This window comes from Micromonospora sp. NPDC000668 (assembly GCF_042897975.1).
GTDB lineage: Bacteria > Actinomycetota > Actinomycetes > Mycobacteriales > Micromonosporaceae > Micromonospora.
The window spans coordinates 1,278,645-1,303,401 of sequence record NZ_JBIAYP010000001.1 but is presented as its reverse complement, the minus strand read 5'-3'; the positions used below and the strand labels follow the sequence as shown (position 1 = coordinate 1,303,401).

The 24,757-nt window shown below is 73.5% G+C and carries 22 protein-coding genes; 7 read left to right on the top strand and 15 right to left on the bottom strand.

Features of this window, described 5'->3' with window-relative positions:
* Window positions 1-406: 406 nt before the first annotated feature.
* Entirely contained in the window at window positions 407-1,888 is a 1,482-nt protein-coding gene (locus ACFY29_RS06050) for an aminopeptidase P family protein (RefSeq protein WP_328418704.1), read from the bottom strand.
* A 132-nt stretch (window positions 1,889-2,020) separates the two neighbouring features.
* Between ACFY29_RS06050 and asnB the strand changes: the two genes are divergently transcribed.
* Window positions 2,021-3,982, top strand: a complete 1,962-nt coding sequence (gene asnB, locus ACFY29_RS06045; protein ID WP_328418703.1) for an asparagine synthase (glutamine-hydrolyzing) — start codon at window positions 2,021-2,023, stop codon at window positions 3,980-3,982.
* Between the two features lie 115 nt (window positions 3,983-4,097).
* Here asnB and ACFY29_RS06040 read toward each other — a convergent pair whose 3' ends face one another.
* From ACFY29_RS06040 to ACFY29_RS06025, 4 genes are all read right to left on the bottom strand, one after another.
* On the bottom strand, window positions 4,098-5,204 hold the full coding sequence (locus ACFY29_RS06040; RefSeq protein ID WP_355612779.1) for a lytic polysaccharide monooxygenase: 1,107 nt from the start codon (window positions 5,202-5,204) through the stop codon (window positions 4,098-4,100).
* Window positions 5,205-5,511: 307 nt separating this feature from the next.
* A complete protein-coding gene (locus ACFY29_RS06035; protein ID WP_386983793.1) occupies window positions 5,512-7,743 on the bottom strand; it encodes a xanthine dehydrogenase family protein molybdopterin-binding subunit in 2,232 nt (743 codons plus the stop codon).
* A complete protein-coding gene (locus ACFY29_RS06030; RefSeq protein ID WP_386983791.1) occupies window positions 7,740-8,735 on the bottom strand; it encodes an FAD binding domain-containing protein in 996 nt (331 codons plus the stop codon). The genes ACFY29_RS06035 and ACFY29_RS06030 overlap by 4 nt, the downstream gene beginning before the upstream one ends.
* A complete protein-coding gene (locus ACFY29_RS06025; protein WP_386984654.1) occupies window positions 8,722-9,219 on the bottom strand; it encodes a (2Fe-2S)-binding protein in 498 nt (165 codons plus the stop codon). The genes ACFY29_RS06030 and ACFY29_RS06025 overlap by 14 nt, the downstream gene beginning before the upstream one ends.
* A gap of 188 nt (window positions 9,220-9,407) precedes the next feature.
* On the opposite strand from ACFY29_RS06025, the gene ACFY29_RS06020 reads away from it, so the two are divergent.
* Together ACFY29_RS06020 and ACFY29_RS06015 are read left to right on the top strand one after the other, a co-directional pair.
* A complete protein-coding gene (locus ACFY29_RS06020) occupies window positions 9,408-10,580 on the top strand; it encodes an XdhC family protein (RefSeq protein ID WP_386983789.1) in 1,173 nt (390 codons plus the stop codon).
* 160 nt (window positions 10,581-10,740) lie between these two features.
* Complete coding sequence (locus ACFY29_RS06015; RefSeq protein WP_386983788.1) at window positions 10,741-11,676, top strand: carbohydrate kinase; 936 nt, start codon at window positions 10,741-10,743, stop codon at window positions 11,674-11,676.
* Here the strand turns inward: ACFY29_RS06015 and ACFY29_RS06010 are convergent.
* Both ACFY29_RS06010 and ACFY29_RS06005 read right to left on the bottom strand, forming a co-directional pair.
* Window positions 11,673-12,503, bottom strand: a complete 831-nt coding sequence (locus ACFY29_RS06010; RefSeq protein WP_386983786.1) for an MBL fold metallo-hydrolase — start codon at window positions 12,501-12,503, stop codon at window positions 11,673-11,675. The genes ACFY29_RS06015 and ACFY29_RS06010 overlap by 4 nt on opposite strands.
* Window positions 12,500-12,904 (bottom strand): thioesterase family protein, encoded by a 405-nt coding sequence (locus tag ACFY29_RS06005; protein ID WP_386983784.1) that lies wholly within the window; start codon window positions 12,902-12,904, stop codon window positions 12,500-12,502. The genes ACFY29_RS06010 and ACFY29_RS06005 overlap by 4 nt, the downstream gene beginning before the upstream one ends.
* A gap of 150 nt (window positions 12,905-13,054) precedes the next feature.
* Here ACFY29_RS06005 and ACFY29_RS06000 point away from each other — a divergent pair, with 150 nt between their 5' ends.
* Window positions 13,055-14,155, top strand: a complete 1,101-nt coding sequence (locus tag ACFY29_RS06000) for a phosphatase PAP2 family protein (protein ID WP_386983782.1) — start codon at window positions 13,055-13,057, stop codon at window positions 14,153-14,155.
* A gap of 33 nt (window positions 14,156-14,188) precedes the next feature.
* Here the strand turns inward: ACFY29_RS06000 and ACFY29_RS05995 are convergent, their stop codons facing one another.
* From ACFY29_RS05995 to ACFY29_RS05985, 3 genes are all read right to left on the bottom strand, one after another.
* Window positions 14,189-15,790, bottom strand: a complete 1,602-nt coding sequence (locus ACFY29_RS05995; protein ID WP_386983780.1) for a PH domain-containing protein — start codon at window positions 15,788-15,790, stop codon at window positions 14,189-14,191.
* A gap of 43 nt (window positions 15,791-15,833) precedes the next feature.
* Window positions 15,834-16,430: a PH domain-containing protein gene (locus ACFY29_RS05990; RefSeq protein ID WP_386984652.1), complete on the bottom strand. Its 597-nt coding sequence runs from the start codon at window positions 16,428-16,430 to the stop codon at window positions 15,834-15,836.
* Between the two features lie 199 nt (window positions 16,431-16,629).
* Entirely contained in the window at window positions 16,630-16,860 is a 231-nt protein-coding gene (locus ACFY29_RS05985; RefSeq protein WP_386983778.1) for a hypothetical protein, read from the bottom strand.
* A 241-nt stretch (window positions 16,861-17,101) separates the two neighbouring features.
* On the opposite strand from ACFY29_RS05985, the gene ACFY29_RS05980 reads away from it, so the two are divergent.
* From ACFY29_RS05980 to ACFY29_RS05970, 3 genes are read left to right on the top strand one after another with little or no spacing between them, the layout of a single operon-like run.
* Window positions 17,102-18,208: an AAA family ATPase gene (locus tag ACFY29_RS05980; RefSeq protein WP_386983776.1), complete on the top strand. Its 1,107-nt coding sequence runs from the start codon at window positions 17,102-17,104 to the stop codon at window positions 18,206-18,208.
* A complete protein-coding gene (locus tag ACFY29_RS05975; protein WP_386984650.1) occupies window positions 18,187-19,188 on the top strand; it encodes a DUF58 domain-containing protein in 1,002 nt (333 codons plus the stop codon). The genes ACFY29_RS05980 and ACFY29_RS05975 overlap by 22 nt, the downstream gene beginning before the upstream one ends.
* On the top strand, window positions 19,185-20,135 hold the full coding sequence (locus ACFY29_RS05970) for a VWA domain-containing protein (protein WP_328418692.1): 951 nt from the start codon (window positions 19,185-19,187) through the stop codon (window positions 20,133-20,135). The genes ACFY29_RS05975 and ACFY29_RS05970 overlap by 4 nt, the downstream gene beginning before the upstream one ends.
* Window positions 20,136-20,210: 75 nt before the next feature.
* Here ACFY29_RS05970 and ACFY29_RS05965 read toward each other — a convergent pair whose 3' ends face one another.
* The 5 genes from ACFY29_RS05965 to ACFY29_RS05945 all read right to left on the bottom strand — a co-directional run bounded on the left by ACFY29_RS05965 (window position 20,211) and on the right by ACFY29_RS05945 (window position 24,621).
* Window positions 20,211-20,420, bottom strand: coding sequence for a hypothetical protein (locus tag ACFY29_RS05965; protein WP_328418691.1), 210 nt, complete (start codon window positions 20,418-20,420; stop codon window positions 20,211-20,213).
* Between the two features lie 126 nt (window positions 20,421-20,546).
* Window positions 20,547-21,722 (bottom strand): acyltransferase family protein, encoded by a 1,176-nt coding sequence (locus ACFY29_RS05960; protein WP_386983774.1) that lies wholly within the window; start codon window positions 21,720-21,722, stop codon window positions 20,547-20,549.
* Window positions 21,719-22,624 carry an alpha/beta hydrolase gene (locus tag ACFY29_RS05955; RefSeq protein ID WP_386983772.1) on the bottom strand — a complete coding sequence of 302 codons (906 nt, stop codon included), beginning with the start codon at window positions 22,622-22,624 and terminating at the stop codon, window positions 21,719-21,721. The genes ACFY29_RS05960 and ACFY29_RS05955 overlap by 4 nt, the downstream gene beginning before the upstream one ends.
* 99 nt (window positions 22,625-22,723) lie before the next feature.
* Window positions 22,724-23,386, bottom strand: a complete 663-nt coding sequence (locus ACFY29_RS05950) for a response regulator transcription factor (protein WP_328418688.1) — start codon at window positions 23,384-23,386, stop codon at window positions 22,724-22,726.
* Window positions 23,383-24,621: a sensor histidine kinase gene (locus ACFY29_RS05945; protein ID WP_386983769.1), complete on the bottom strand. Its 1,239-nt coding sequence runs from the start codon at window positions 24,619-24,621 to the stop codon at window positions 23,383-23,385. The genes ACFY29_RS05950 and ACFY29_RS05945 overlap by 4 nt, the downstream gene beginning before the upstream one ends.
* Window positions 24,622-24,757: the final 136 nt, after the last annotated feature.

The window sequence follows — 24,757 nt, the reverse complement described above, 5'->3', positions numbered from 1 at the left end:
GTCGCTTCGCCGTGGCGAGGCGGCCTTCGCTACAAATCGGTTGTAGCTGCTGAACAACACCGTATGGGAGAGTTCTTCACTATGCGGGCGAATCCGAAGAAACCCCACATTGGGCATGCCCGGCGCGGACGGCAGGAGTGGGGACGCCCAGGGCCCCTGGGCATGACCGGTGCTGAGAACGCGGCCGGTGGCGGAAAGCTCACGGATGCCGCCAGGCCGTGGCTGGTGGCGGAAAGCTCGCGGGGACGCCGGGGAGGATCAACGGTGATGGTCGGGCACACTCATCCCGTACGGCGCGGTAGCGGCAAGATCAGCCCAAGACGCCGGCGGGCCCCGCCGCCGGAGTCTCACGACGAATACGTCGCAGACGCCGGCGGCGGGGCCCGCCGTTGTTGTACGTGCGAGGTCAGACCGGCAGGCGCGGGCCCGCCTCGCGCTGCTCGGCCAGCCAGGTCTCCACCTCGTCCGCGGTGCGCGGCAGGCCGGCCGACAGGTTCACCGCGCCGGTCGCGGTGACCAGCACGTCGTCCTCGATGCGCACGCCGATGCCGCGCAGCTCGGCGGGGACCAGCTCGTCCTCCGGCTGGAAGTACAGCCCCGGCTCGACGGTGAGCACGTAGCCCTCGCCCAGCGTGCCGTCGCGGTAGTTCTCCTTGCGGGCGTTCGAGCAGTCGTGCACGTCGATGCCGAGCATGTGGCCGAAGCCGTGCAGCGTCCACCGCCGGTAGACCGAGGACTTCTCGTCCATCGCCTCGTCCACGCTCACCGGCAGCAGGCCCAGCTCGGCCAGGCCCTCGGCGAGCACCCGCATGCAGGTCAGGTGGACGTCCTTGAACTTCACCCCGGGCCGGATGGCCTCGATCCCGGCCTGCTGCGAGGCGTACACGATGTCGTAGACCTGGCGTTGCAGGGCGGTGAACCGGCCGCTCACCGGCAGCACCCGGGTCACGTCGGCGGTGTAGAGGTTGCGCCCCTCGACACCCATGTCCATCAGCAGCAGGTCACCCGGTCGAGTGGCGCCGTGGTTGTGCACCCAGTGCAGGATCGTGGCGTGCTCGCCAGCGCCGACGATCGAGCCGTACCCGACGTCGTTGCCGTCGTGCCGGGCCCGCAGCGCGAAGATCCCCTCCAGCAGCCGCTCCGAGACCGCCCGGTCGGCCGGCAGGATTCGGGCCACGTCCTCGAAGCCACGCACCGTGGCGTCGATCGCGTCCTGGAGTTGGCCGATCTCCCACTCGTCCTTGACCAGCTTCTGCTCCGAGATGGCGATCGCCAGCTCCCGGTCGCGCGGCGGCTGCCCTTCGGCGCGGACGCCGTCGTACGGGCGTACCGCTGCGTCCACCTGCGTGTCGAAGCCGCGCAGCACCCGGGTCCGCCCCGGCGCCAGGTCGGCCAGCGTCGCCTCCAGGCCGGTCAGGTCTGCGGTGGGCAGGCCCAGCTCGGTGGACTTCTCGCTGAGCGTGTGCCGCCGGCCCACCCACAGCTCGCCGTGCCGGCTGCGGAAGAACTCGTCGGTTTCCCGGGACGAGCGGGGCCGCATGTACAGGGTGGCGTCGTGCCCCGAGCCGTTCGGGCGCAGCACCAGCACGCTGTCCGGGTCGTGGTCGCCGGTCAGGTAGACGAAGTCACTGCCCGGCCGGAACGGATACCCGGTGTCGTTGGCCCGGACCTTCTCCGGGCCGGTCGGGATCACCAGCGTCTCGCCCGGGAAGGCCGCCGACAGCGCGGCCCGCCGCTTGGCGTAGTTGGGGGCCTCCTGCCGGGGCGCTACCGGGAGCGCGGTGTCCCGCCAGCCCTGCCGCATGAAGGACAGGAACGCCTCCGGGAAGTCCGGATCATGCGATTCCGTACCGTTCGTCGGCGTTCCGTCGGTGCGTCCCTCGGTCATTGCGCCGCTCCCTCCGCTTCGTTGCTGGTCCAGACCGTATCGCGCGCCCGGTTTCCGATGGTGCCGGCCAGGGGGCTCCGGATCAACGGACGGCTGCGACGGGCCGATGGCGCGCGTGGAAAGATGTCCACCATGTGCGGACTCCTGGCCTTCTTCAGCGCGAACGGTAACGCCGCCGCGCACCGCGACCACATCGCCGGAGCGTTGGAATGCCTGCACCACCGCGGCCCCGACGAGACAGGGGTCGAGGTGGTCGGCGACGCCTCCGGCCGATACGCGGACGGAGTGTTCGCCCACAAGCGGCTCGCCATCATCGACGTCGCGTCGAGTCACGAGCCGCTGCCCTACGCGAACGGCCGTTACCTGCTCACCTTCAACGGTGAGATCTACAACTACATCGAGCTGCGCGACGAGCTGGTCCGGAACTTCGGCGCCCAGTTCGCCACCGCCGGTGACGGCGAGGTGATCGTCGCCGGCTACCACTTCTGGGGCGAGCAGGTGCTCACCCGGCTGCGCGGCATGTTCGCCTTCGTCATCTGGGACCGGCAGGAACGGCGCGCGTTCGGCGCCCGCGACTACTTCGGCATCAAGCCGATGCACTACCTGGAGACAGCCGACGGGCTGTACCTGGCCTCGGAGAAGAAGGCGCTGCTGCCGTTCGCGCACAGCAACTACCAGGGCGACGCGGGCGTCGACGCGGCCAACCTCAGCCACTACCTGACCCTGCAGTACGTCCCCGAGCCCGGCACGCTGCACAAGGGCGTCAACCGGATCGGCTCCGGGGAGTACCTGACCTGGACCCCGGGCGGGCGGATCGACGTACGCCGCTGGTACCGGCCGGTGTTCCGGCCGGCGCCGGTCGACGACGAGCAGAAGCTCTACCACGAGATCCGGGAGACGCTGCGGGAGAGCGTGCGCATGCACATGCGCTCCGACGTGCCGGTCGGTTCGTTCCTGTCCAGCGGCATCGACTCCACCGCGGTGGTCGCGCTGGCCCGGGAGTTCAACCCGAACATCCTGACCTTCACCGTCGGGTACGACGTACCGGGGTATTCGGAGATCGACGTCGCGCAGGAGTCGGCTCGCCACCTGGACGTCACCACCATCCCCACCAAGATCGGTCCGCAGGACATGATCGACGCGCTGCCGAAGATCGTCTGGCACCTGGACGACCCGGTGGCCGACCCGGCGCTGGTGCCGCTGTACTTCGTGGCCAAGAAGGCCGCCGAGCACGTCACCGTGGTGCTCTCCGGTGAGGGTGCCGACGAGTTCTTCGGCGGGTACACGATCTACCGCGAGCCACTGTCGCTCGGCACCGTCAACGGCCTGCCCGGTGGGGTGCAGAAGGGGCTGCGCGCGGTCTCCAAGGCGATCCCGCAGGGGGTCAAGGGCAAGAGCTTCCTGGAGCGCGGCACCACCCCGATCGAGGAGCGCTACTACGGCAACGCCCGGATGTTCACCGAGGAGGAGAAGCAGCACCTGATGCGCCGCTACGACCCCTCGGTGCGCTACACCGACGTGACGGCGCCGATCTACGCCGAGTGCACCGAGTTGGACGACGTCACCAAGATGCAGTACGTCGACCTCTACACCTGGCTGCGCGGGGACATCCTGGTCAAGGCCGACCGGATCTCGATGTCCCACTCGCTGGAGGTGCGGGTGCCGTTCCTCGACCGCGAGGTGTTCGACGTGGCGGCGAAGATCCCGGTGGACCTCAAGCTGCCGCCGCGCTCGGACGCCACCAAGTACGCGATGCGTCAGGCGTTGCAGGGCGTCGTCCCGCCGGCCATCGTCAACCGCAAGAAGCTGGGCTTCCCGACCCCGACCCGGGTGTGGCTGCGCGGCGAGATGTACGAGTGGGCCCGGCATGTGCTGAGCACCTCGGGCGCCGGCGACCTGCTCGACCTGTCGTACGCGCTGCGGCTGCTGGACGAGCACAAGCGGGAGGAGGCCGACCACTCCCGCAAGGTGTGGACGGTGCTGATCTTCTGCATCTGGCACGCCATCTTCGTGGCCAAGACCCTCGACCCCGGCATCCAGCGCAACCAGTCCGCCCTGCTGACCAAACCGGTGGTCGGCTCCATGGTCCGCTGACCCCGCTGCCCGCCCCGACCCTGTTGATCAAGAGGTTTGCGTCACCGGAACGCCTCCGGATGACGCAAACCTCTTGATCATTTCGGGGTGGGGTTGGACGGGGGCGGGGTTGGGTTTAGCGGCGGGCGCAGGTGACTGTTGGCAGGGTGTTGGTGCCGGTGGTGCTGGCCAGGAAGCCGAAAGTGGTGGTGCCCTCCGGCGCGACCGTGCCGTTGTACGAGACGTTGCTCGCCGTCACCGACGAACCGGACGAACTCTGGGTGGCGTTCCAGATCTGACTGATCGACTGCCCGCTGGGCCACGTCCAGCTCGCGGTCCAGCCGGCGAACGGCGTACTGCCGTGGTTCATGATCATGACTTCGCCCTGGAAGCCGCCCTGCCAGGCGCTGACGACCTTGTAGACCGCCATGCAGTCACCGCCGTGCGGCGGCGGGGTGGTCGGGGTGGGGGTTGGCGGGGGAGTCGTCGGGTTCGGCGGCGGGGTGGTCGGGGTGGGGGTCGGCGGGGGAGTGCCGCCCGGACCCACGCCGGTCACCTGGCCGTTGCCGCCGTCGAAGGTCACGTCGGAGCAGCCGAAGAAGTTCTCCTGCGAGTCCGAGCGCACCCAACGGGAGTAGATGATGTGCCGGCCGCTCTTGCCCGACGGCAGGTTTCCGCTGAAGTAGTAGTGCCCCTCGTTGGTGCCGACCCCGCCGCGCTGCGGCGGGTTGGTCACCGTCAGGAACGGCTCCTCCAGGTCGCCCCACGCCAGCGGCCGGTTCGGGCTCCAACTGTCCTTGGTCACGTAGAAGTAGAAGGTGCCCGGGTGGTGCGCCCAGTTGCTGTACCGGAAGTCCAGCCGCGCCCCCGAGGTCAGGTGGGTCAACGGCCAGTCGGTACGGGCCAGGTCGTAGCCGCTGTAGCCGGAGTTTCCGCCGCTGCACAGCTGCCCGTCCGGGATGAAGCCGACGGTCCGGCCGCCGGCGTCGGAGCGCAGCACGCTGAACCAGTTGTAGAGCGAGTTCGCCCCGCTCTGCGCCACGGCGGCGGAGCACGCGGGGTTGTTCGGCCTGATCTCACCGGTCTGGCTCAGGCCGTCCTGCCAACACAGGAAGGTACGGCTGCCGGGGGTCATCGCCGCACCGTGCGCGGCGGCGGGCTCCGGGCTGGAGGTCAGGGCGACGGCGCCCAGGGCGAGGGTCACGGCCGCGATGAGCAACGCGGCCGTACGGGATCGTTTCACGGGTTCTCCTGACTCGCGAGGCGCGCCGCCCGAGCCGCCCCGCCGCAATCGGGTGGGGGTGTGGCCTGGTCGCCCCGCTGCGGTGAGCGGGTGCGACGGTCACGGCGATGTGCCTCGGCAGGAAAATGGCCGGTGGACACGTGCCGTCAACGGTCCCTGTCGTGGACCGGCGCCCTCGCGTCAAACGAACCCGGCAACCGGCGGCGCGGCAGCCCTCGCACCGCCCGGTATGCGTCATCCCACCACGCCACCCGGCCGCAGCGCAATAGTCGTTCCTCGATGCGTCAGGCCGGGTGCCGGGCCACCCTCAGAGCAGCTTCTCCAGGGTGATCGGCAGCTCGTACTGCCGGCGTCCGGTGGCGTGGTGCACGGCGTTGGCGATCGCGGCGGCCGCACCCACCACGCCGATCTCCCCGACCCCCTTCATCCCGAGCGGGTTCACCACCTCGTCGTGCACCTCGATGGTGTCCACCACGACGTCCGGCGCGTCCGCGTTGACCGCGACCAGGTAGTCGCCGAGGCTGGCGTTGGCCCAGCGACCCGACCGGGGATCCATCCGGGTGGCCTCCAGCAGCGCCTGGCCGAGCCCCCAGAGCATGCCGCCCATCAACTGGCTGTGCGCCGTCTTGCGGTTGAGCACCCGGCCGGGCGCGAACACCCCGACCATCCGGCGCACCCGTACGACGCCGAGGTCGGCGTCGACCGCCACCTCGGCCATCTGGGCGCCGAAGGTGTGCACCCCGTACCCGGCGTCCTGCGGTGGCGGCGTCCAGGTGCCCAGCACCTCCGCGTCCGGGGTCAGGGTGCGGGCCATCATGTCGGCGTACGCCTCGCCGACGTCGGGCCGGTCGCGCAGCACCATCCGCCCGTCCCGGACCACCACCGTGCCGGGATCGGCGCCGTGCAACGGCGAGTGGGCGTCGGCAACCGCGCGCCGGATCAGCTCGTCGCGCAGCTGCGTCGCCGCGAGGTGTACGGCGGAGCCGACGGCGCTGGTACCCGTGGAACCCACGGCGGCGGTGACGTTCGGCAGGTCACTGCTGCCGCCGACGAACCGCACCCGCTCCACCGGGAGGCCGAGCGCGTCCGCGGCGACCTGGGTCATCGCGGTGAAGACCCCGGTGCCGAACTCCGACACTCCCGCCTCGACGACGGCCGTACCGTCGTTGTAGAGCCGGGCCCGGGCGCGCTGCGGGTTCACCGGCTGGGTCACCGGGTAGAGCGCGCTGGCCATGCCACTGCCGATCAGCCACTGGCCCTCGCGCCGGGGCCGGGAGTCGCGGTCGCGCCAGCCGAACAGCTCGGACGCCCGCTGGTAGCACTCCTTCAACCCGCTGCTGGACCACGGGTGCCCGCTCTCCGGGTCGGTCTCCGAGTAGTTGCGCAACCGCAGCTCCAGCGGGTCGATCCCGATCCGCTCGGCCAGCTCGTCCATCGCGCACTCGAGGGCGAACATGCCGGTCGCCTCACCCGGGGCGCGCATGAAGGTCGGGGTGATCGTGTTGCCCCGGACCAGGTGGTAGATCCCCTCGTAGTGAGGGCTGGTGTACGCCACCGCCGGGCTCTGCAACGACGGCTCCGCCCAGTCGTCGAAGCGCGAGGTGAGCGACAGCTTGTGGTGGCGCAGCGCGGCGATGCGGCCGTCCGCACCCGCGCCGATGGTGATCCGCTGCTCCTGCTCCTCGCGGTGCCCGCAGGAGGTGAACATCTGCTCCCGGGTCAGCGCCAGCCGTACCGGCCGGCCGACCTGCCGGGCGGCGAGCGCGGCCAGCGCCGGGTGATGCCAGATCATCGCCTTCGAGCCGAAGCTGCCGCCGACGGCGTGGCTCACCACCCGGATCGAGATGGGTGGCAGGCCGAGCAGCGCCGCGACGGTGAACTGGGTGGCGTTCGGCCCCTGGGTCGAGTCGTAGATGGTCAGCCGGTCGACGTCCTCCCAGACCGCGGTGCTGGCCGACGGCTCGATCGGGTTGTGGTGGTTGGGCGCGAAGCGGTACGTCGCGTCCACGCACACCTGCGCCTCAGCCAGCGCCTTGGCCACGTCACCACGGGACGCCTGCCCCGGCAGCAGCCCGCCGAAGATCCGTTCGGGCACGTACGCCTGGTCCCGGGCCTGGTCGAGCAGGGTGGTGGGGGGCGTGGTGGCGTACTCGACGCGGATCAGGGTGCCGGCGTGGTCGGCGCGTTCGACGGTGTCGGCGACCACGATGGCGATCGGCTGGCCGGAGTAGTGGATGGCCTCGTCCTGCATCGGAAAGAAGGTCTGCCCCGGCGCGGCCAGCCCGGCGAGCGACGGGAGCAGCTTCGGCACGCTGGCGACCCGGCTCAGGTTGCGGTGGGTGAGCACGGCCAGCACCCCGTCGGCCCGCTCGGCCTCGGCGGTGTCGATCGCGGTGATCCGGCCGCTGGCCACCGTCGCGTTCACCAGCACGGCGTGGACCAGGCCGGTCACCGCGACCTCGGCGGAGTAGCGGGCCTCCCCACGCACCTTGGCGCGGCCGTCCACCCGATTGAGCGTGCCGCCGATCGCCGGGCTCATGCCGGTCCCTCCCGCTGGGTCATCTGCTCCAGAGCCCGGACCATGGTCCGCCGAGCCAGCTCGATCTTGAAGGCGTTCATGCCATGTGACACCGCCGGTGCCAGCTCGGCCGCCGCGGCCCGGGTGAACGACTCGGTGGTCGCCGGGGCGCCATCGAGCTCCCGCTCGGCCGCACGTGCCCGCCACGGTTTGGTGGCCACCCCGCCCAGGGCCAGCCGGACCTCGGTGATCCGGCCGCCGTCGACCGCGATGGCCACCGCGACCGAGGCGAGCGCGAACTCGTACGACTCACGGTCGCGGATCTTGATGTAGCGGGAGGTGGCCGCCACCGGTGCCGGTGGCAGGTCGATGCCGGTCACCAACTCGCCGTGGGTCAACGGGTGTTCCCGCTCCGGGGTCTGACCGGGCAGCAGGAAGAAGTCGTCGATGGGGATGCTCCGCGCACCGCCCGGCCCCTCGGTCCGCACCACGGCGTCCAGCGCGACCAGCGCCACGGCCAGGTCGGACGGATGGGTGGCGATGCAGTGGTCGCTGGTGCCGAGGACCGCGTGCCCCCGGTTGATGCCCTCCAGCGCGCTGCACCCGCTACCGGGCAGGCGCTTGTTGCAGGCCGCCTCGGTGTCGCGGAAGTAGCCGCACCGCACCCGTTGCAGCAGGTTGCCGCCCATGGTGGCCATGTTGCGTAGTTGCGGGGATGCACCGAGCAGCAGCGACTCGGCGACCATCGGGTAGCGCCGGACCAGCTCCGGCTCCTGAGCCACGTCGCTCATCCGAGCCAGCCCGCCGAGCCGCAGCCCGCCGTCGGGCAACTCCTCGACCCGGTTCAGCGGCAGGTCGTTGATGTCGACGAGGCGGCGCGGCTGCTCGACGTAGATGCGCAGCAGGTCGATCTGGGTGGTGCCGCCGGCCAGGAAGGCGCTCTCCGGGTCGGAACTCACCGCGCCGATGGCGGTGCCGACGTCGAAGGCCCGGGAATAGCTAACGGGCCGCATCGGCGCCGCCTCCGTCGCGGATCCGGCGGATGGCCGTGCGGATGTGCGGGTACGCGGCGCAGCGGCAGATGTTGCCGCTCATCCACTCCCGGATCTCCGTGTCGTCGCTGGCATGCCCCTCGGCCAGCAGCGCCACCGCGGACATGATCTGCCCGGGGGTGCAGTACCCACACTGGAACGCGTCGCAGTCCAGGAAGGCCTGCTGCATCGGGTGCAGGGTGTCTCCGTCGGCCAGCCCTTCGATGGTGGTCACCTCGCGGCTCTCGCAGGTGATGGCCAAGGTCAGGCAGGCCAGCACGCGGCGACCGTCGACCCACACCGTGCACGCGCCGCAGGCGCCCTGGTTGCAGCCCTTCTTGGTGCCGGTCAGTTCGAGCCGGTCCCGGAGGGCGTCGAGCAGGCTGACCCGTGGCTCCACGGTCGTCGTCCGACTCTCCCCGTTGACGTGCAGGTGGACCTCCACCTCGCCGGGACCTCTGACCACCGCGTGGTCCGGATTCGGCGCGGTACGCAGCGCCTCGTACGACTTCACCAACTCACACCCCCTCTGGTGAAACCGACCATATCCTTCGCTTAATGCCGTTTTACGGCTTTTGCGACCAAGGACTCCGGCCTGCGGCTCGGCCGGGGTTGGCTCGGCTGAATCAGCGCCGGGACGGAGATTGGGGAAGCGTGCTGGAGGTGTTCGACGAGGTGCACCGCCGCTGCCGGGCCGGCGAGGCGGTCGCCCTGGCCACCGTCGTGGCCACCTGGCGGTCCGCGCCACAGCCGCCCGGCGCCACCATGCTGGTGGCGACCGACGGCACGGTCACCGGCAGCGTCTCCGGCGGCTGCGTGGAGGCTGACCTCTACGAACGGGCCCACCGCGTGCTCGACACCGGCGTACCCGAGCTGATCCGCTACGGCGTCAGCGACGACGACGCGTACGCCGTGGGCCTGACCTGCGGCGGGGTGCTCGACGTGTTCGTGGAGCGGATCGAGCCCGACGCCCTCGCGGAGTTGGACGCGGTCGCCGTCGCGCGCCGGGCCGGCCAACCGGCGGCGGTGGTCACCTGCGTGGCGGCCGACGACGGCGAGGTGCCGGGCGACGGCGGCGACCTGCCGGGCGCGGTGCCGGGCGACCCGGCGGGGCGGCTGGGCCGGCGGCTCGTGCTGACCGGGGACCAGGTGACCGGCTCGCTCGGCGCCGAGCGGCTGGACGCCGCCGCCACCGCCGACGCCCTCGGGCTGCTCGCCACCGGGCACAGCGGAATGCTCCGGTACGGGTATCACGGGCAGCGCCGGGGCACCGGCCTCAGCCTGTTCGTGGCCGTCCACGCCACCCCGCCCCGGATGATCGTTTTCGGGGCGATCGACTTCGCCGCCGCGGTGGCCCGGATCGGCGCGTTCCTCGGCTACCGGGTGACCGTCTGCGACGCCCGGCCGGTCTTCGCCACCGCTCGACGGTTTCCGGAGGCGGACGAGGTGGTGGTGCAGTGGCCGCACCGCTACCTGGGGGCGGAGCTGGACGCCGGCCGGGTCGACGGACGGACCGTCGTCTGCGTGCTGACCCACGACCCGAAGTTCGACGTGCCGCTGCTGGCGCTGGCGCTGCGCCACCGGCTGGCGTACGTCGGCGCGATGGGGTCACGACGCACCCACGACGAGCGGCACAAGCGACTGCGCGAGGCGGGTCTCGATGCGGCGCAGCTGGCCCGGCTCGCCTCGCCGATCGGGCTGGACCTCGGCGGGCGTACCCCGGAGGAGACCGCGGTGAGCGTGGCCGCCCAGATCGTGGCGGGCCGCTGGGGCGGGACCGGCCACCCGCTGACAGCACTCGCCGGGCCGATCCACCACCCGGTGTAGCCGCCGGGTCGGCCGGCTTGGCCGCCTCGCCCGTGTCCCGGTAGGGCCGGACCGTGCCTTCGGCGCCCGCCGGGCCGTGCGCTGTGCCAGCCTGGTGCCACGCCGGTCGCCTCAGCGTGCGGCGGGCGGTGGCGGGGCTGACGACGACGAAAGGACCGGCATGGGACACGCGGTGGTGCTCGGCGAGGCGCTGGTCGACCTGCTCGACACCGAGCGCGACGGTGAGCGGGTCTACCGGCAGGCGATCGGTGGCGGACCGCTCAACGTCGCCGTCGGGGTGAGCCGGCTCGGCGGCGCGGCACAGTTCGTCGGGTCGCTCGGCGACGACGTGCTGGCCGGCCGGATCCGCGCCTTCCTGACCGCGCTCGACGTCGGGCTGGCCGGCGTGGTCACGGTGCCGGCGCCGACCACGCTCGCGGTGGTCACCTTCGCCGGCCCGGAACCCGACTTCCGCTTCTACGGCGACCCGCCCTCCTACAGCCTGCTCGGCCCGGACGATCTGGACGTGGCGCTGGTGGAGGGCGCCGACGTGCTCTACTGCGGGTCGGTCGTGCTGCTCCAGCCCGCCACGCTGGCCGCCGCCCGGCGTGCCTGGTCGCTCGCCCCCGGGCTGCGGGTCTTCGACCCGAACGTGCGCCCCCGGCTGCTGGACGGACCGGCCGCGTTGGCCGGGCTGCGCGAGGTGGTGGCCGAGTTCGCCGCCGGCGCGCACCTGGTCAAGCTGAGTACCGCCGACGCCGAGCTGCTCTACCCGGGCGAGCCGGCCGAGGGGGTGGCCGCGTACCTGCGGGAGCTCGGCGCCGCCACGGTGGTGGTGACGCTCGGCGCGGCCGGCGCGGTGCTCGCCGCCGCCGAGGCGGATCCGGTACGCGTGCCAGCGCCGAAGGTGGACGCCATCGACGCCACCGGCGCCGGCGACTCGGTGATGGCCGCGTTGATCGCCGACCTGCTCCTCGACGGCGAACCGGCCGACCCGGCGGGCTGGGTCGAGCGGGTGGCGTTCGCGTTACGGGTGGCCGGCCTGGTCTGCGAGTCCCCGGGCGGCGCCACCGCCATGCCCACCCGCGCCGACGTCCAGCGCCGCTTCGGGGGTTAGGCGGTGCCGTTGAGTTCGGTGTAGCCGCGGCGGGCGGCGATCAGGGCGGCGCGGGCGCCGAAGGGTGCCTCGGCGGCGACTCGTTCCGGTGGTGCGCCGCCGGTGTGCGCGGCCCGGATCAGCCAGGCCAGCTTCGCCAGCTCGGCGTGCTGGGCGCGGACGAACTCGACGTCCACCGGGTCGCCGTGGCCCGGCACCACCACCGTGCCCGCGGTGGTCAGCCGGAGCAGGTCCGCGACCGCGTCCGGCCACTGCAGCGGGTACGAGTCCTCGAAGGCGGGCGGGCCGCTCTGCTCCACCAGGTCCCCGGCGACCAGGACGTCCGCGTCGGGTACGTGCACCACCAGGTCGGCGTCGGTGTGGCCCCGCCCCGGGTGACGCAGCAGCACCCGCCGGCCGCCCACCTCCAGCGCCGTCTCGGTGTGCACGGTGTGCGTCGGGGCGAGCAGTGGGGTGTCGGCCAGCTCGGCGGCGAGCGCGGGGTGCTCCTCGCGCAACTCCTCGTACGCCTCCCGGCGCAGCCGCTCCGGCTGCTCGCGCAGGGCAGCAGCGGCCAGCTCGTGCGCGTACACCGGGCGGGGTGGGTCGCCGGCCAGAACGGCGTTGCCGAAGCAGTGGTCGTAGTGGTGGTGGGTGTTGACCAGGGTCAGCGGACGGTCGGTGATCGCCCGGACGGCGTCGGCCAGCGTGGTGGCCTGGCCGGCCGAGGAGAGGGTGTCGACCAGCAGCGCCTCGTCGTCGCCGACGACGAGAGTGACGTTGACCCGCAGCAACGGCTCGCGCAGCACGTGCACCCGGTCGGCGACCTCGACGACATCGATGGTCACGACACCCGCCCGGCACGGTCGACGAAGCGCTGCCGGTTCACCAGGATCCGGTCCACCCGGCCTCGGGCCACCGTCTCGTCACCGTCGCTGACGGTGATCTCGAACGACAGCCGGCGGCCGTCGACCGCGGCCAGCAGTGCCTGTGCCTGGACGGTCCGGCCGACCACGGTCGGCGCCAGGTGCTCCAGCTCGACCCGCGTCCCCACGGTGGTCGACCCGGGCGGCATCGCGGGCGCCGTCGCCGCGACGGTCGCCGCCTCGGCCAGCGCGACCACCCGGGGAGTGCCCAGGACCGGTACGTCCCCGGAACCGACCGCCCAGGCGGTGTCCGCGTCCGTGACGGTCAACTCGACCCGGGCGGTCAGACCCGGCGCGAAGGCCGGCTCGGGCTGCTCCTGCATGGTCGTCAGCCTAGGTGCTCGCCGAGCCCGGCGACCACGCGCCCGCCGATCCCGCCGCACCCGCCGGAGCCGGCCGCCGACCACCTGCGGACGGGTCCTCCGGGTGGTCGCCGCCGGTCGATGCCGCCCCCGTCGTTACCCTTGACCGCGATGGCCGTCGTGACTGACCCCCAGCCCCCCGCCCGGACCGACCCACCCGCGTCCCCCGACGGGGGTCGTCGGCGCGTGGTCGCCATGTCGATCTGGGCGGTCGCCTTCGTGGCCGCCTGGCTGGGCATCGGTCTACCCACCGACCCCGCGTACGCCTTCGTGTGGATCTGGTTGGGGACCATCGCCTGGAACAGTGACCGGCCGTGGCGCAGTCACCTGCGCTTCGCCCGGGACTGGGTGCCGGTGGTGCTGCTGCTGGCCGCGTACAACCTCTCCCGGGGGTTCGCCGACAACGGCGCCACCCCGCACGCGATGGAGCTGATCGTCGCCGACCGGTTCATGTTCGGCTGGGCCACCGGCGGCGAGGTGCCCACCATCTGGTTGCAGGAGCACCTCTACCACCCGCAGGTGCAGTGGTACGACGTCGCGGCGAGCTGGGTGTACTTCTCGCACTTCGTGGTGGCGTTTGCCGCCGCCGCGGTGCTGTGGCTGCGTGACCGGCACCGCTGGGCGGCGTACATGCGGCGGTGGGGTTTCCTCTGCGCCGCCGGCCTGGCCACCTACTTCCTCTACCCGGCCGCCCCGCCCTGGTGGGCCGCGCAGAACGGGCTGCTCACCGAGGTGGCCCGGATCTCCACCCGGGGCTGGAGGGAATTCGGCATGCACGGCGCCGGCAACGTGCTCAACGCCGGCCAGATCGCCTCGAACCCGGTCGCCGCGATGCCGTCGCTGCACACCGCCTGGGCGTTGTTCGTGGTGCTGTTCTTCCTGCGCACCACCCGCCGCCACTGGTGGCCGCTGCTGTTCGCGTACCCGCTGGCCATGACCTTCACCCTGGTCTACTCGGGTGAGCACTACGTGATCGACGTGCTGGTCGGCTGGGCGTACGTCGGGCTGACGTTCCTGGTGGTCGGCCTGGCCGAGCGCGGGTGGGCGGCGGTGCGGGCCCGTCGCGCGGGGTCCGGGGGACCGCCGCCAGCGGAGATCACCGGCCCCGACGGCGCCGCCGGACTGCCGGAGCCGGACCGGCCGGACAGCGAGAAGTCGGCACCGGTCGGGCCGAGCACCACCGACCAGCCCCCGGTACCCGTCGACCGCTGACGCCGAGGGTCGGCCGGCGGCCGGCGGAACGGGTCAGCCGGGCAGCCGGGTGGCGTGCGAGCGGGCGGTCAGCTCGGCCGCCAGTGCCCACGCCTCCGCCAGGTCCCGGTCCTGGGCGGCCGCACCCGACCCGCCCGCGGTGTCCGCGTGCACGGTGGCCAGCCCCAGCAGGCGCTGTACCGGCCCCTGCACCACCCGCACGCTCTGGATCCGGGCGTACGGGACGATCGCCAACTGCCGGGTGAGCAGCCCGGACCGGGTGGCGAAGACCCGCTCGAACAGGCCGGCGCCGAGCGCGCCACGGCCGAGCGGGTGCAGCCAGCGGGTCCGGGGCGGCGGTGGCTGCAACGCCAGCGCGTCGAGGCGTACCCCCGGCAGCACCTCGGCGACGATCATCGTGGCGGTCGGCAGGTCACCCACCGGCAGCAGCCGGTCCGGCCGGTTGCGGTCATCGGCCTCCGCGACGGAGTATCCGGCCACCTCCAGCCGCAGCCGCAGCCAGCCGTTCACCCGCCAGAGCAGCGGCCAGGTGGCCCGTACGGTCTGCACCCGGTCCAGCGGCACGGTCTGCGCCCGGGTCTCCAGCAGGCCGTTGTGCACCCGCAGCGTGCCGCCGTCGCGGGCCAGCCGGAAGTTCCAGTCGTCGAGGACCCGGCGGATCGGTTGCAGCAACACGCCGGCCATCGCGGTCAGCGTGCTCGCCACCGCCACGAACGACCACGACCCAGCGGTGACGAACTGCACCACGACGAAGGCCAGACCGAACGGGAGCAGGAACGCCTGCGGGGTGAGCAGTTGGCTGACCAGCAGGCTCTGGTTGCGTACCGCGTGCAGCGGCCGGCCCGGCGCGGCCGCCGGCGGCACGGTTCCCGGGGCCGCCCCGGGCACCGCGAGGCCCGGCGCGGCCGGCTGCGACGCCCGTCCGGCCAGAGCCAGCAGCCGTTCGCGCAGCCGGGCCGCGTCGGCCACTCCGAGGTACGCCAGCGGCGCCTCGGTCTTGCCCCCGCCGACCACCTCCAGCCGCAGCTCGGCCAGGCCGGTGAGCTGGGCGAGCAGCGGCCGGACCACCTCCACGGCCTGCAACCGCTCCAGCGGGATGGCCCGGGTACGCCGCCAGAGCAGCCCCTCGTACACCCGCAGCTCGCGGCCCACCACGTGATAGCCGGTGTTGTACCAGCTGACCACCGACAGCACGGTCGCGCCGAGCGCCAGCACCACCACCATGGCGGCGAACCAGCCGAACCCGACCCGGGACAGCGTCGACCAGGACAGCCCGGCGATCACCACGACCAGCGACTTGGCCCCGTGCAGCAGCGGGCTGAGCGGATGCAGCCGCTGTCGTGGTTCGCCGTCGCCATCGGTCGGCGGCACCGGCCAGGGATACGGCACCCCGGGCGGTGCAGCTCCGTAGGGCGGCGCACCGCCCGGTGGCACGGCACCGTAGGGCGGCGTGCCGCCGGGCGGTCCAGCCCCGTAGGGCACGGCGCTGCCGGGCGGTACAGCGCCGTACGGAACGGCGCTGCCGGGCGGTACGGCGCCGTACGGCACGGCGTCGGCGGGTGGCGGGCCGGTGGGGGGCGCGCCGCCGGGTGGCGGGGGCGGCCGGGTGTCCGGCTCGGCGGGACCGTCGTTCATCGGGCCGGTCCCCGGCGCAGCCGGTGGTCGACCGGTCGGGTGCTCACAGCCCCTCCGCCCGGTCCTCGCCGAGCGCGGTGAGCCGATCGCGCAGCCGGGACGCCTCCGCCGGCCGCAGCCCCGGCACCCGGGCGTCGCTCGCCGCCGCCGCTGTGTGCAACTGCACGGTGGCCAGGTCGAAGAGGCGCTCCAGCGGCCCCGCGCTGACATCGACGAACTGCATGCGGGAGTACGGGACGATGGAGAGCCGCCGGACCAGCAGCCCGTGCCGGACGAGCAGGTCGTCGTCCCGTTCGGCGTACCCCCAGGCCCGGACCGCGCGGACGATGGCCACGGCGCGCCACGCTCCGAGCACCAGCACGACGGCGAGGGCGAGCCCGAACAACCAGTGACCGCTCAGCGCCCACCCGATCGCCGTCACCGCCAGCCCGATGGCGACCACGATCGCCAACCGGATCAGCTCCACCCAGATCAGGTCGGAGGAGATCGGCTGCCAGCGGACCGTGTCCGGCCACGGCTCCAGGGGGCCCCGACCGACCGGCCCGCCCGTCAGCAGGGGACCGGGTGCCGCGCTGGCCGGGCCGGGGCCACCGGCGGCGGGCAGCGGGCCGGACGTCGGCACGGCACCGGGCGCTGGCATGACGCCGGCCGGTGGGGGAGGTGACGTGGCCGGGGTGGGCGGCCAGGACGGGGAGGTGGGTCCGGGGGGAGCCGGTGGGTCGACGCGGTCCTCCGCGCTCACCGATGGGATCCGTTCTGCTCGCTCACGGCGCCACCTCGCTCTGCGGCGGCGCGAGACGCCACGCTGCTGTGCCTCATGGTTCGCCCGCTGCGCTCGCTCACATGTCGAGGGTAGGCGATCCGGGCACCGGTGTGACGGCACGCAGGAAGCCGCGAGCGTCCAGGAAGTCGCCGAGGCTGCCCCGATGCTTGTCGCAGGCCAGCCAGGTCTTGCGCCGTTCGGCGTCGTGCAGGCGGGGATTGTTCCACTCCAGCGCCCAGACGGCGGGGGCGCGGCAGCCCCGGGCCGAGCAGATCAGGGCCTCTTCGGCGGGGGAGGGGGTGCTCATCCCTGCCAGTCTAGGACGGCGGGACGGAAGGTTTGAGCGCCGGGCGGCCACGGGGGGAGCCGCCCGGCGACGGGGTGAATCGTACACGCGGCTGGCCGGTCCGTGTCCACCCGTGGCGGGCGATTCGGCCGCTCGGGACGGCGCGGCGAAAATCGGCTTCTCCCCCCCTCGCCACTCAGGAAGGCGTGCGAGTCTTGATACCGCACCAGCCGCGACGACCGACCAACGCTGTGGAGGACCGGTGGCCCAGCCGACCATGCCCGACGCCCCGACGCCGAACGGGGTGGCCTCGGAGAGACCCGAGCCGGTGACCACACCCGCGCAGGACGCCACCCTGCTGGAGCGGGCGCTGTTCGAGATCAAACGGGTCATCGTCGGGCAGGACCGGATGGTGGAGCGGATGTTCGTGGCGCTGCTCGCCCGCGGCCACTGCCTGCTGGAAGGCGTGCCCGGGGTGGCCAAGACCCTGGCGGTGGAGACCCTCGCGAAGGTCGTCGGCGGGTCCTTCGCCCGGGTGCAGTTCACCCCGGACCTGGTGCCGGCCGACATCATGGGCACCCGCATCTACCGGCAGTCCAGCGAGAAGTTCGACGTCGAGCTGGGCCCCGTGTTCGTCAACTTCCTGCTCGCCGACGAGATCAACCGGGCACCGGCCAAGGTGCAGTCGGCGCTGCTCGAGGTGATGAGCGAGCGGCAGGTGTCCATCGGCGGGGAGAGCCACCGGGTGCCCGACCCGTTCCTGGTGATGGCCACCCAGAACCCGATCGAGCAGGAGGGCGTCTACCCGCTGCCGGAGGCGCAGCGGGACCGCTTCCTCATGAAGATCGTGGTGGGCTACCCGACCGACGCCGAGGAGCGGGAGATCGTCTACCGGATGGGTGTCGCCGCTCCGGAGCCGACGGCCGTGTTCGACACCCCCGACCTGATCGCCCTGCAACGCAAGGCGGACCAGGTCTTCGTGCACAACGCGTTGGTGGACTACGCGGTCCGGCTGGTGCTGGCCACCCGGGCCCCGGCCGAGCACGGCATGCCGGACGTCGCCCAGCTGATCCAGTACGGGGCCAGCCCGCGCGCCTCGCTCGGCCTGGTCCGGGCCACCCGCGCGCTGGCGCTGCTGCGCGGGCGGGACTACGCGCTGCCGCAGGACGTGCAGGACATCGCCCCGGACATCCTGCGGCACCGGCTGGTGCTCAGCTACGACGCGCTCGCCGATGACGTGCCGGCCGACCACATCGTGCACCGGGTGATGTCCACCATCCCGCTCCCGGCGGTCGCCCCCCGGCAGCAGGCATCCCCGTCACCGACCGCCCCGCCGCCGGGCGCAGGCTGGCCCGGGCAGCGCCCGTGACCTCACCCACCCCTCGACCCGCCCCTCTCGCCGATCGCAGCGAGGCCGTGCTGTCCCGGCTTCAGTTGCTGGTCACCCGCAAGCTCGACGGCATGCTCCAGGGCGACTACGCCGGGCTGCTGCCCGGGCCGGGCAGCGAGGCGGGTGAGTCGCGGGAGTACCGCCCCGGCGACGACGTCCGCCGGATGGACTGGCCGGTCACCGCGCGGACCACGACGCCGCACGTGCGGCGTACGGTCGCTGACCGGGAGTTGGAGACCTGGCTGGCGCTGGACCTCTCGGCCAGCCTGGACTTCGGCACCGGGCAGTGGCTCAAGCGGGAGGTGGTGGTCGCCGCCGCTGCCGCCATCACCCACCTGACCGTGCGCGGCGGCAACCGGATCGGCGCGGTGATCGGCACCGGCGGCGGCGCTCCCGCGCCGACCCGGCGCTGGCGGGCTGGGCCACCGCCGGCCGGGCCCGGGGTGCTCACCCGGCTGCCGGCCCGCTCCGGCCGCAAGGAGGCGCAGGGTCTGCTGCGTGCCGTCGCCAACACCGCGATCCAGCCCGGCCGGGGTGACCTGGGCGCACTGATCGAGATGCTCAACCGCCCGCCCCGACGGCGCGGGGTGGCCGTGGTGGTCTCGGACTTCCTCGCGCCGGCCGAGCAGTGGGCCCGGCCGATGCGCAAGCTGCGGGTCCGGCACGACGTGCTGGCGATCGAGGTGGTTGACCCGCGCGAGCTGGAGTTGCCCGACGTGGGCGTGCTGCCGGTGGTCGACCCGGAGAGCGGCGAGCTGCACGAGGTGCAGACCGCCGACCCGCGGTTGCGGCAGCGCTACGCCGAGGCCGCCACCGCCCAGCGGGCCACGATCGCCGCCGCGCTGCGCGGTGCCGGCGCGGCCCACCTGCGTCTGCGTACCGACCGAGACTGGCTGCTGGACATGGTGCGTTTCGTGGCCGCGCAGCGGCACGCGCGCACCCGGGGGACGACACGATGATCCGTTTCATGCAACCGTGGTGGCTGCTGGCCGTGCTGCCGGTGCTCGCCCTCGCCGCGTTCTACCTCTGGCGGCAGCTGCACCGCCGGACGTACGCGATGCGGTTCACCAACGTGGATCTGCTGCGCACCGTGGCGCCGAAGGGGCTGGGCTGGCGACGGCACGTTCCGGCGACGGCGTTCCTGCTCTGCCTGCTGGTGCTGGCCACCGCGCTGGCCCGGCCCGCGGTGGACACCAAGGAGCCGCTGGAGCGGGCCACCGTGATGCTCGCCATCGACGTGTCGCTGTCCATGCAGGCCGACGACGTGGCGCCGAACCGGCTGGAGGCGGCCCAGGAGGCGGCCAAGCAGTTTGTCGGCGAGCTGCCGGAGAGCTACAACCTGGGTCTCGTCTCGTTCGCCAAGGCGGCCAACGTGCTGGTCCCGCCCGGCAAGGACCGGGCGGCGGTGACCAGTGCGATCGACGGGCTGGTGCTGGCCGAGGCGACCGCGACCGGCGAGGCGGTGTTCACCTGTCTGGAGGCGATCCGGTCGGTGCCGGCCGACGGCGCGGCGGGCATCCCGCCGGCCCGGATCGTGCTGCTCTCCGACGGGTTCCGGACCTCCGGCCGATCGGTGGAGGAGGCGGCGGCGGCTGCGCAGGCGGCCAACGTGCCGGTCTCCACCATCGCCTTCGGCACCGACACCGGCCAGGTGGACATCGGCGGCCAGCTCCAACGGGTGCCGGTGGACCGGCTGGCCCTGGCCGAGCTGGCCGAGACCACCGAGGGCTACTTCTACGAGGCGGCCTCGGTGAGCGAGCTGAAGCAGGTCTACCAGGACATGGGCAGCTCGATCGGGTTCCGCACCGAGCCCCGCGAGGTGACCCAGTGGTACGCCGGTCTGGCGCTGCTGTTGGCGCTCTGCGCCGGCGCGCTCAGCCTGCTCTGGTCGTCGCGAATGCTCTGAGGTCGGCGGTGCCCGGGCTGGTCCCGGGCACCGCTCGTCCGGCCAGCCTGACGAGAGCGGGCGGGAGAACGATGGTCAGTGACCGCCGCCGGCCAGTACGAAGACGACGGCCACCCAGACGGCGGCGAGGGTGAAGCCCAGCGGGGCGACGTAGCGGCTCATGGACGGCTCCGGGTGGCGGCTGGACGGTCCGCGTGCGGGGGCGGACCGCAGGGGTGGGGACGCGCACACGAAGTCGTGACCGGGCGGCTCCCGGCGACCGTCCGGAATCGGACGGCGCGGCACGCGCACCTCGGCGTGAGCCGGGTGGCGGGGAGCGGAGCGGGGTCAGCTCACCAGACTGAGTCGTGGCTCAGCGGGGCTGACCATCGGCCCGGCCACGACTGGGAGGATCGCTATCTCGCACAGCGATCACCTCCTGAAGTCGGCCGGGCCGGAACGTCGATGATCGTACACCCGCGGCGCCGCCGGGACGCACTCGGCCGACCGGCCGGCGCTCCCTCCACCGCCCGGCTGGCCCAGCCGCTGCGCCGGCCGGCCCGCCCGCACCAGGGTGACCAGCACCACGGCGAAAAGCGGCAGCCAGCAGCACCGGGCCAGCACCCAGCCCGGGTCGTCCGGCGCGGTGTGCAGCCCCGGCAGGGCCAGCCCGCCCCGGGCGACGAGTGCGGTCACCGCCACCAGGACCGGCTGGTGCCACAGGTAGATCCGCACCGCGTTCCGGTTCACCTCGGTCACCGCCCGGCCCGGCAGTGGCCGGGCCAGCAGCCGTTCCAGCATCGGCCGGGCGAGCAGCCCCAGCCCGACCTGGGTGACCGCCAACGCCACCGCCAGCAGCGACGGCGGGTTCAGGTTGGACACCCCCGCCCCGGGCACCCCGACCGCGCTGACCGGATAGCCCAGCGCCAGCAGCGCGGCCAGCGCCGCGGCGCCACCACCGGCCAGGGCGCCCGCCACCCGCCGGCCGGCCAGCCGCCCGTCGGCGTGCGCCACGCCTAGCAGGAACGGCACCGCCCACGCCGTCACCACACTCACCGGCGGCAGTCCGGTGCCGGCCGGCAGCAGGCGCATCGCCAGGTCGGCCGCCGCCACCACGACCACCGCCGGCGCGACACAGAGCGCCACCCCCCACCGGCGGACGGCGGCGACCAGCGGGCCGGTCGACGCGACCAGCAGCAACAGCGGCAGCAGGAACCACAGCGGACTCACCGCGAGCCGCAGCGCGACCACGAGCGTGTCGTCCGGGGTGCCGGCCACGGTGGCGGCGAGCAACACGGCGGCACCCACGCCCAGCAGTGCCACCGTGGGCAGCAGGAGCCGGCGCAGTCGGCCGGCCAGCCAACCGCCCGGCCCGTCCGGGTGGCGGGCCAGCGACCGGGCCGAACCGAACCCGGCGGCGAAGAAGAACAACCCGAGCGTCTGCAACATCCAGGTCGCCGGGGCCAGCGCGGGCAGCGCGGTCAGCGGGCTGGCCTGGTGCAGCCCACCGTCGTCGCCCAGCACCAGGCCGGTGACGAGCCAGTGCCCCAGCACCACCCCGCCGATGGCGTACGCGCGCAGCGCGTCGACCGCCCGGTCGCGGCTCACCGGGCGCTCCCCGCCCGCTCGGCGGCGGCTCCGTCCCGCACGACCGCCGCAATCGCGTCCAGCGTGGCGCTGCCCGGCACCAGGTAGCCGTCGTGCCCCGCCACCCCGGCCACCGGCAACGGCCGGGCGCCGAACGCCGGGTCGCCGGGGCGACGGCCGTATCCGAGGCCGGCCAACCGCACCGACGGCACCCGGCGGATCCAGTCGGTGGGTGCCTCGGCCGCCCAGAACCGCCGACCGCCGCGCAGCTCATCGGCGTGCTGCACCCCGGCGCCGATCCCGCCGATGCTGACCACGTCGCTGACCTGCGGTGGGGCGGCCGCTGCGGCCAGCGATACCACCAGCGCCCCGTAGCTGTGCCCGACCAGGGTGATCGTCGCGGTCGGGCGGCGGCCGGCCAGCTCCCGCAACAGCGCGGCCAGGCCGACTGCGCCGCGCCGGGCGCTGGCGCCGCCGACGGCGGTCAGTACCCCGTCGGGCGGGTCGTAGCCGAGCCAGGCCAGCACCGCGACCCGCGCCGCCGGGTCGGCCGCCCGCAGTGCCCGGTACAACTGCCCGGCCTGTACCGCTGGCGCCCGGTGGGCGACTCCGCCCAGCCCTCGGTCGAAGTCGGCCAGGGTGCTGCCCACACCGGGCACCAGCACCGCGATCCGATCCGCGTCGGCCAGGTCGCCGAGCACCTCGACCGCACGGCCGTCGCCGCGCGGGTCGAACGTCAGGAACCGGCGTCCGCCGGCAACCCAGTCCGCGTATGGCGGGCCGGCCGCGCGCATCGCCGCCGCCGTGACCGGGTACGCCTCGACGAAACCGGCCGCCGCGGCCGGCTCGGCTCGGGTGGGTAGAACCAGGTTCACGCCGAGCAGCGCGGCCAACGCCAGCCGGCTGGCACCTCGTCGTCGCATCACGTTCTCCCTCCGGAATGTCGTCCAGAGGCAGGGTGCGTTGGTGGGTGGCGCCCGGTCGTCGTCCCGGAGAGCCGTTCCCGGGCTGGCTCCGCGGAGCTACTCGCCGGCGGCGACCAGACCCGTCTCGTACGCCAACACGACGGCCTGGGCCCGGTCTCGCAGCCCCAGCTTGGCCAGGATCCGCCCGATGTGCGTCTTCACGGTCTGCTCGGCCACCACCAGGTCGGCGGCGATCTCCGCGTTGTTGCGGCCTCGGGCGATCAACCGCAGCACCTCGGTCTCCCGCGGGGTGAGCCCGGCCAGGTCGGTGGGGCGGGGCCGGCGGCGGTCCGGGCGGGCCGCGAACTCGGCGATCAGGCGCCGGGTGACCGCCGGGGCGAGCAGGGCGTCGCCGGCCGCCACCACCCGTACCGCCTGCACCAGGTCGGCCGCCGGGGCGTCCTTGAGCAGGAAGCCGCTGGCGCCGGCGCGCAGTGCCTCGTACACGTAGTCGTCCAGGTCGAAGGTGGTGAGGATGAGCACCCGGGGGCGCTGCGTCGACCGGTCGCCGAGCAGCTTGCGGGTGGCGGCAAGCCCATCCAGCACCGGCATCCGCACGTCCATCAGCACCACGTCCGGGTCGAGCCGGCGGGCGGCGGCGACGGCCTGCGCGCCGTCGGCGGCGTCACCCACCACCAGTAGGTCGGGCTGGGCGGCGAGCAGCGCGCCGAAGCCCTGCCGGACCATCGCCTGGTCGTCGGCGATCAGCACCTTGATCATCGGTCCCCGCCCTCAACGTCGTACGGCAGCTCGACCGCCACCTCGTAGCCTCCGCCGGGCAGCGGCCCGGCGGTGAACGTACCGCCCAGTGAGGTGGCCCGCTCCCGCATGCCGGTCAGCCCGTGCCCGGCGCCGGCCTCGGCGGCCGGCCGGACGTCCAGGTCGTCGGGCGGCGCGTTCTGCACGCGTACCGCCAGGGTGGACCGGCCGGCGCGGACGGTGACCCGCACCGCGGCACCGCCCGCGTGGCGGGCCGCGTTGGCCAGCCCTTCCTGCACGATCCGGTACGCGGCCAGCCCGACCGGCGCGGGCACCAGCCCGTCGTCCACCGGCTCGGCGTCCAGAGTCACCGGCAGCCCGGCCCGGTGGGCCGCGTCCACCATCGAGCCCAGGTCGGCCAGGTCGGGCTGCGGCGCGGTCTGCGGGCCGTTCGACTCGCTGCGCAGCACGCCCAGCAGCCGCCGCATGTCGGTCAGCGCGGCGCGGGCCGAGCCGGCGATGGCGGCGAACTCCGCCGCGGCCGGCGCCGGCACGTCGGTCAGCCGGTACGGCGCGGTCTCCGCCTGCACCGCGATCAGCGACATGTGGTGGGCCACCACGTCGTGCATTTCGCGGGCGATTCGGGTGCGTTCCTCCAGCACCGCGCGGCGCTCCTGCTCCCGCTCGCTCAGCTCGGTCTGCGCGGCCAGTGCCCGGCGGGACAACCGGTTGCGCCGGACCAGGTCTCCGACGATCGCCAGCGCGCCGAGTAGCGCCAGGACGGCGGCCCGGTTCTCGGGGTGAACCAGGGTGAGCACCGGCACCGTGGTGATCGTCACCAGCCAGACCAGCACCGGCCGGTCGACCCGCGCGACGACCCCCGCGACCACCGCGATCGACCCGAGCGCCAGCGGCGGGGTCCACGGCCAGGGCTCGTCGGCCGGCGCGTTGAACGTGCACACCAGCAGGGCCAGCACCATCAGCCGCCAGGCCAGCAGCGGATGCCGGGGCAGCGCCAGCAGCGGTGCCACGGTCAACGCCGCGAACAACACCCCGATCGGCGCCGGCAGGCCCCAGTCGCTCTCCACGGCAAACGTGATCCAGAACAGGCCGAGCGCGGCGAGCAGCCCGACCGGGGCGGAGTAACGGGCCAGCCTGGGCCAGCGGGCCAGCAACGGACGGCCGGCCGGGGCGTCCGGGCCCAGCAGGGTCTGCCGCAAAGCGCGCAGGGCCGCGGCGATCAGTTGCCGGTTCACCACCGGGAGGCTACGGGCCAACACCCTCGCAGGTCGTGCCACCAGGGGTTGATCCCGGTGTCGTACCCCGGTGTGACGCGTTCCCGTTAGCGCTTACCTGCCGGTAACGCCTAGGCTCCGACGCGTCCGTGCTGAC

Bases quoted from the DNA above. Each gene is read 5' to 3' on its own strand.
- ACFY29_RS06050 (WP_328418704.1), bottom strand. From the start codon at position 1,888: ATGACCGAGGGACGCACCGACGGAACGCCGACGAACGGTACGGAATCG.
- asnB (WP_328418703.1), top strand. From the start codon at position 2,021: ATGTGCGGACTCCTGGCCTTCTTCAGCGCGAACGGTAACGCCGCCGCG.
- ACFY29_RS06035 (WP_386983793.1), bottom strand. From the start codon at position 7,743: ATGAGCCCGGCGATCGGCGGCACGCTCAATCGGGTGGACGGCCGCGCC.
- ACFY29_RS06030 (WP_386983791.1), bottom strand. From the start codon at position 8,735: ATGCGGCCCGTTAGCTATTCCCGGGCCTTCGACGTCGGCACCGCCATC.
- ACFY29_RS06015 (WP_386983788.1), top strand. From the start codon at position 10,741: ATGGGACACGCGGTGGTGCTCGGCGAGGCGCTGGTCGACCTGCTCGAC.
- ACFY29_RS06005 (WP_386983784.1), bottom strand. From the start codon at position 12,904: ATGCAGGAGCAGCCCGAGCCGGCCTTCGCGCCGGGTCTGACCGCCCGG.
- ACFY29_RS06000 (WP_386983782.1), top strand. From the start codon at position 13,055: ATGGCCGTCGTGACTGACCCCCAGCCCCCCGCCCGGACCGACCCACCC.
- ACFY29_RS05995 (WP_386983780.1), bottom strand. From the start codon at position 15,790: ATGAACGACGGTCCCGCCGAGCCGGACACCCGGCCGCCCCCGCCACCC.
- ACFY29_RS05990 (WP_386984652.1), bottom strand. From the start codon at position 16,430: ATGCCAGCGCCCGGTGCCGTGCCGACGTCCGGCCCGCTGCCCGCCGCC.
- ACFY29_RS05985 (WP_386983778.1), bottom strand. From the start codon at position 16,860: ATGAGCACCCCCTCCCCCGCCGAAGAGGCCCTGATCTGCTCGGCCCGG.
- ACFY29_RS05970 (WP_328418692.1), top strand. From the start codon at position 19,185: ATGATCCGTTTCATGCAACCGTGGTGGCTGCTGGCCGTGCTGCCGGTG.
- ACFY29_RS05955 (WP_386983772.1), bottom strand. From the start codon at position 22,624: ATGCGACGACGAGGTGCCAGCCGGCTGGCGTTGGCCGCGCTGCTCGGC.
- ACFY29_RS05950 (WP_328418688.1), bottom strand. From the start codon at position 23,386: ATGATCAAGGTGCTGATCGCCGACGACCAGGCGATGGTCCGGCAGGGC.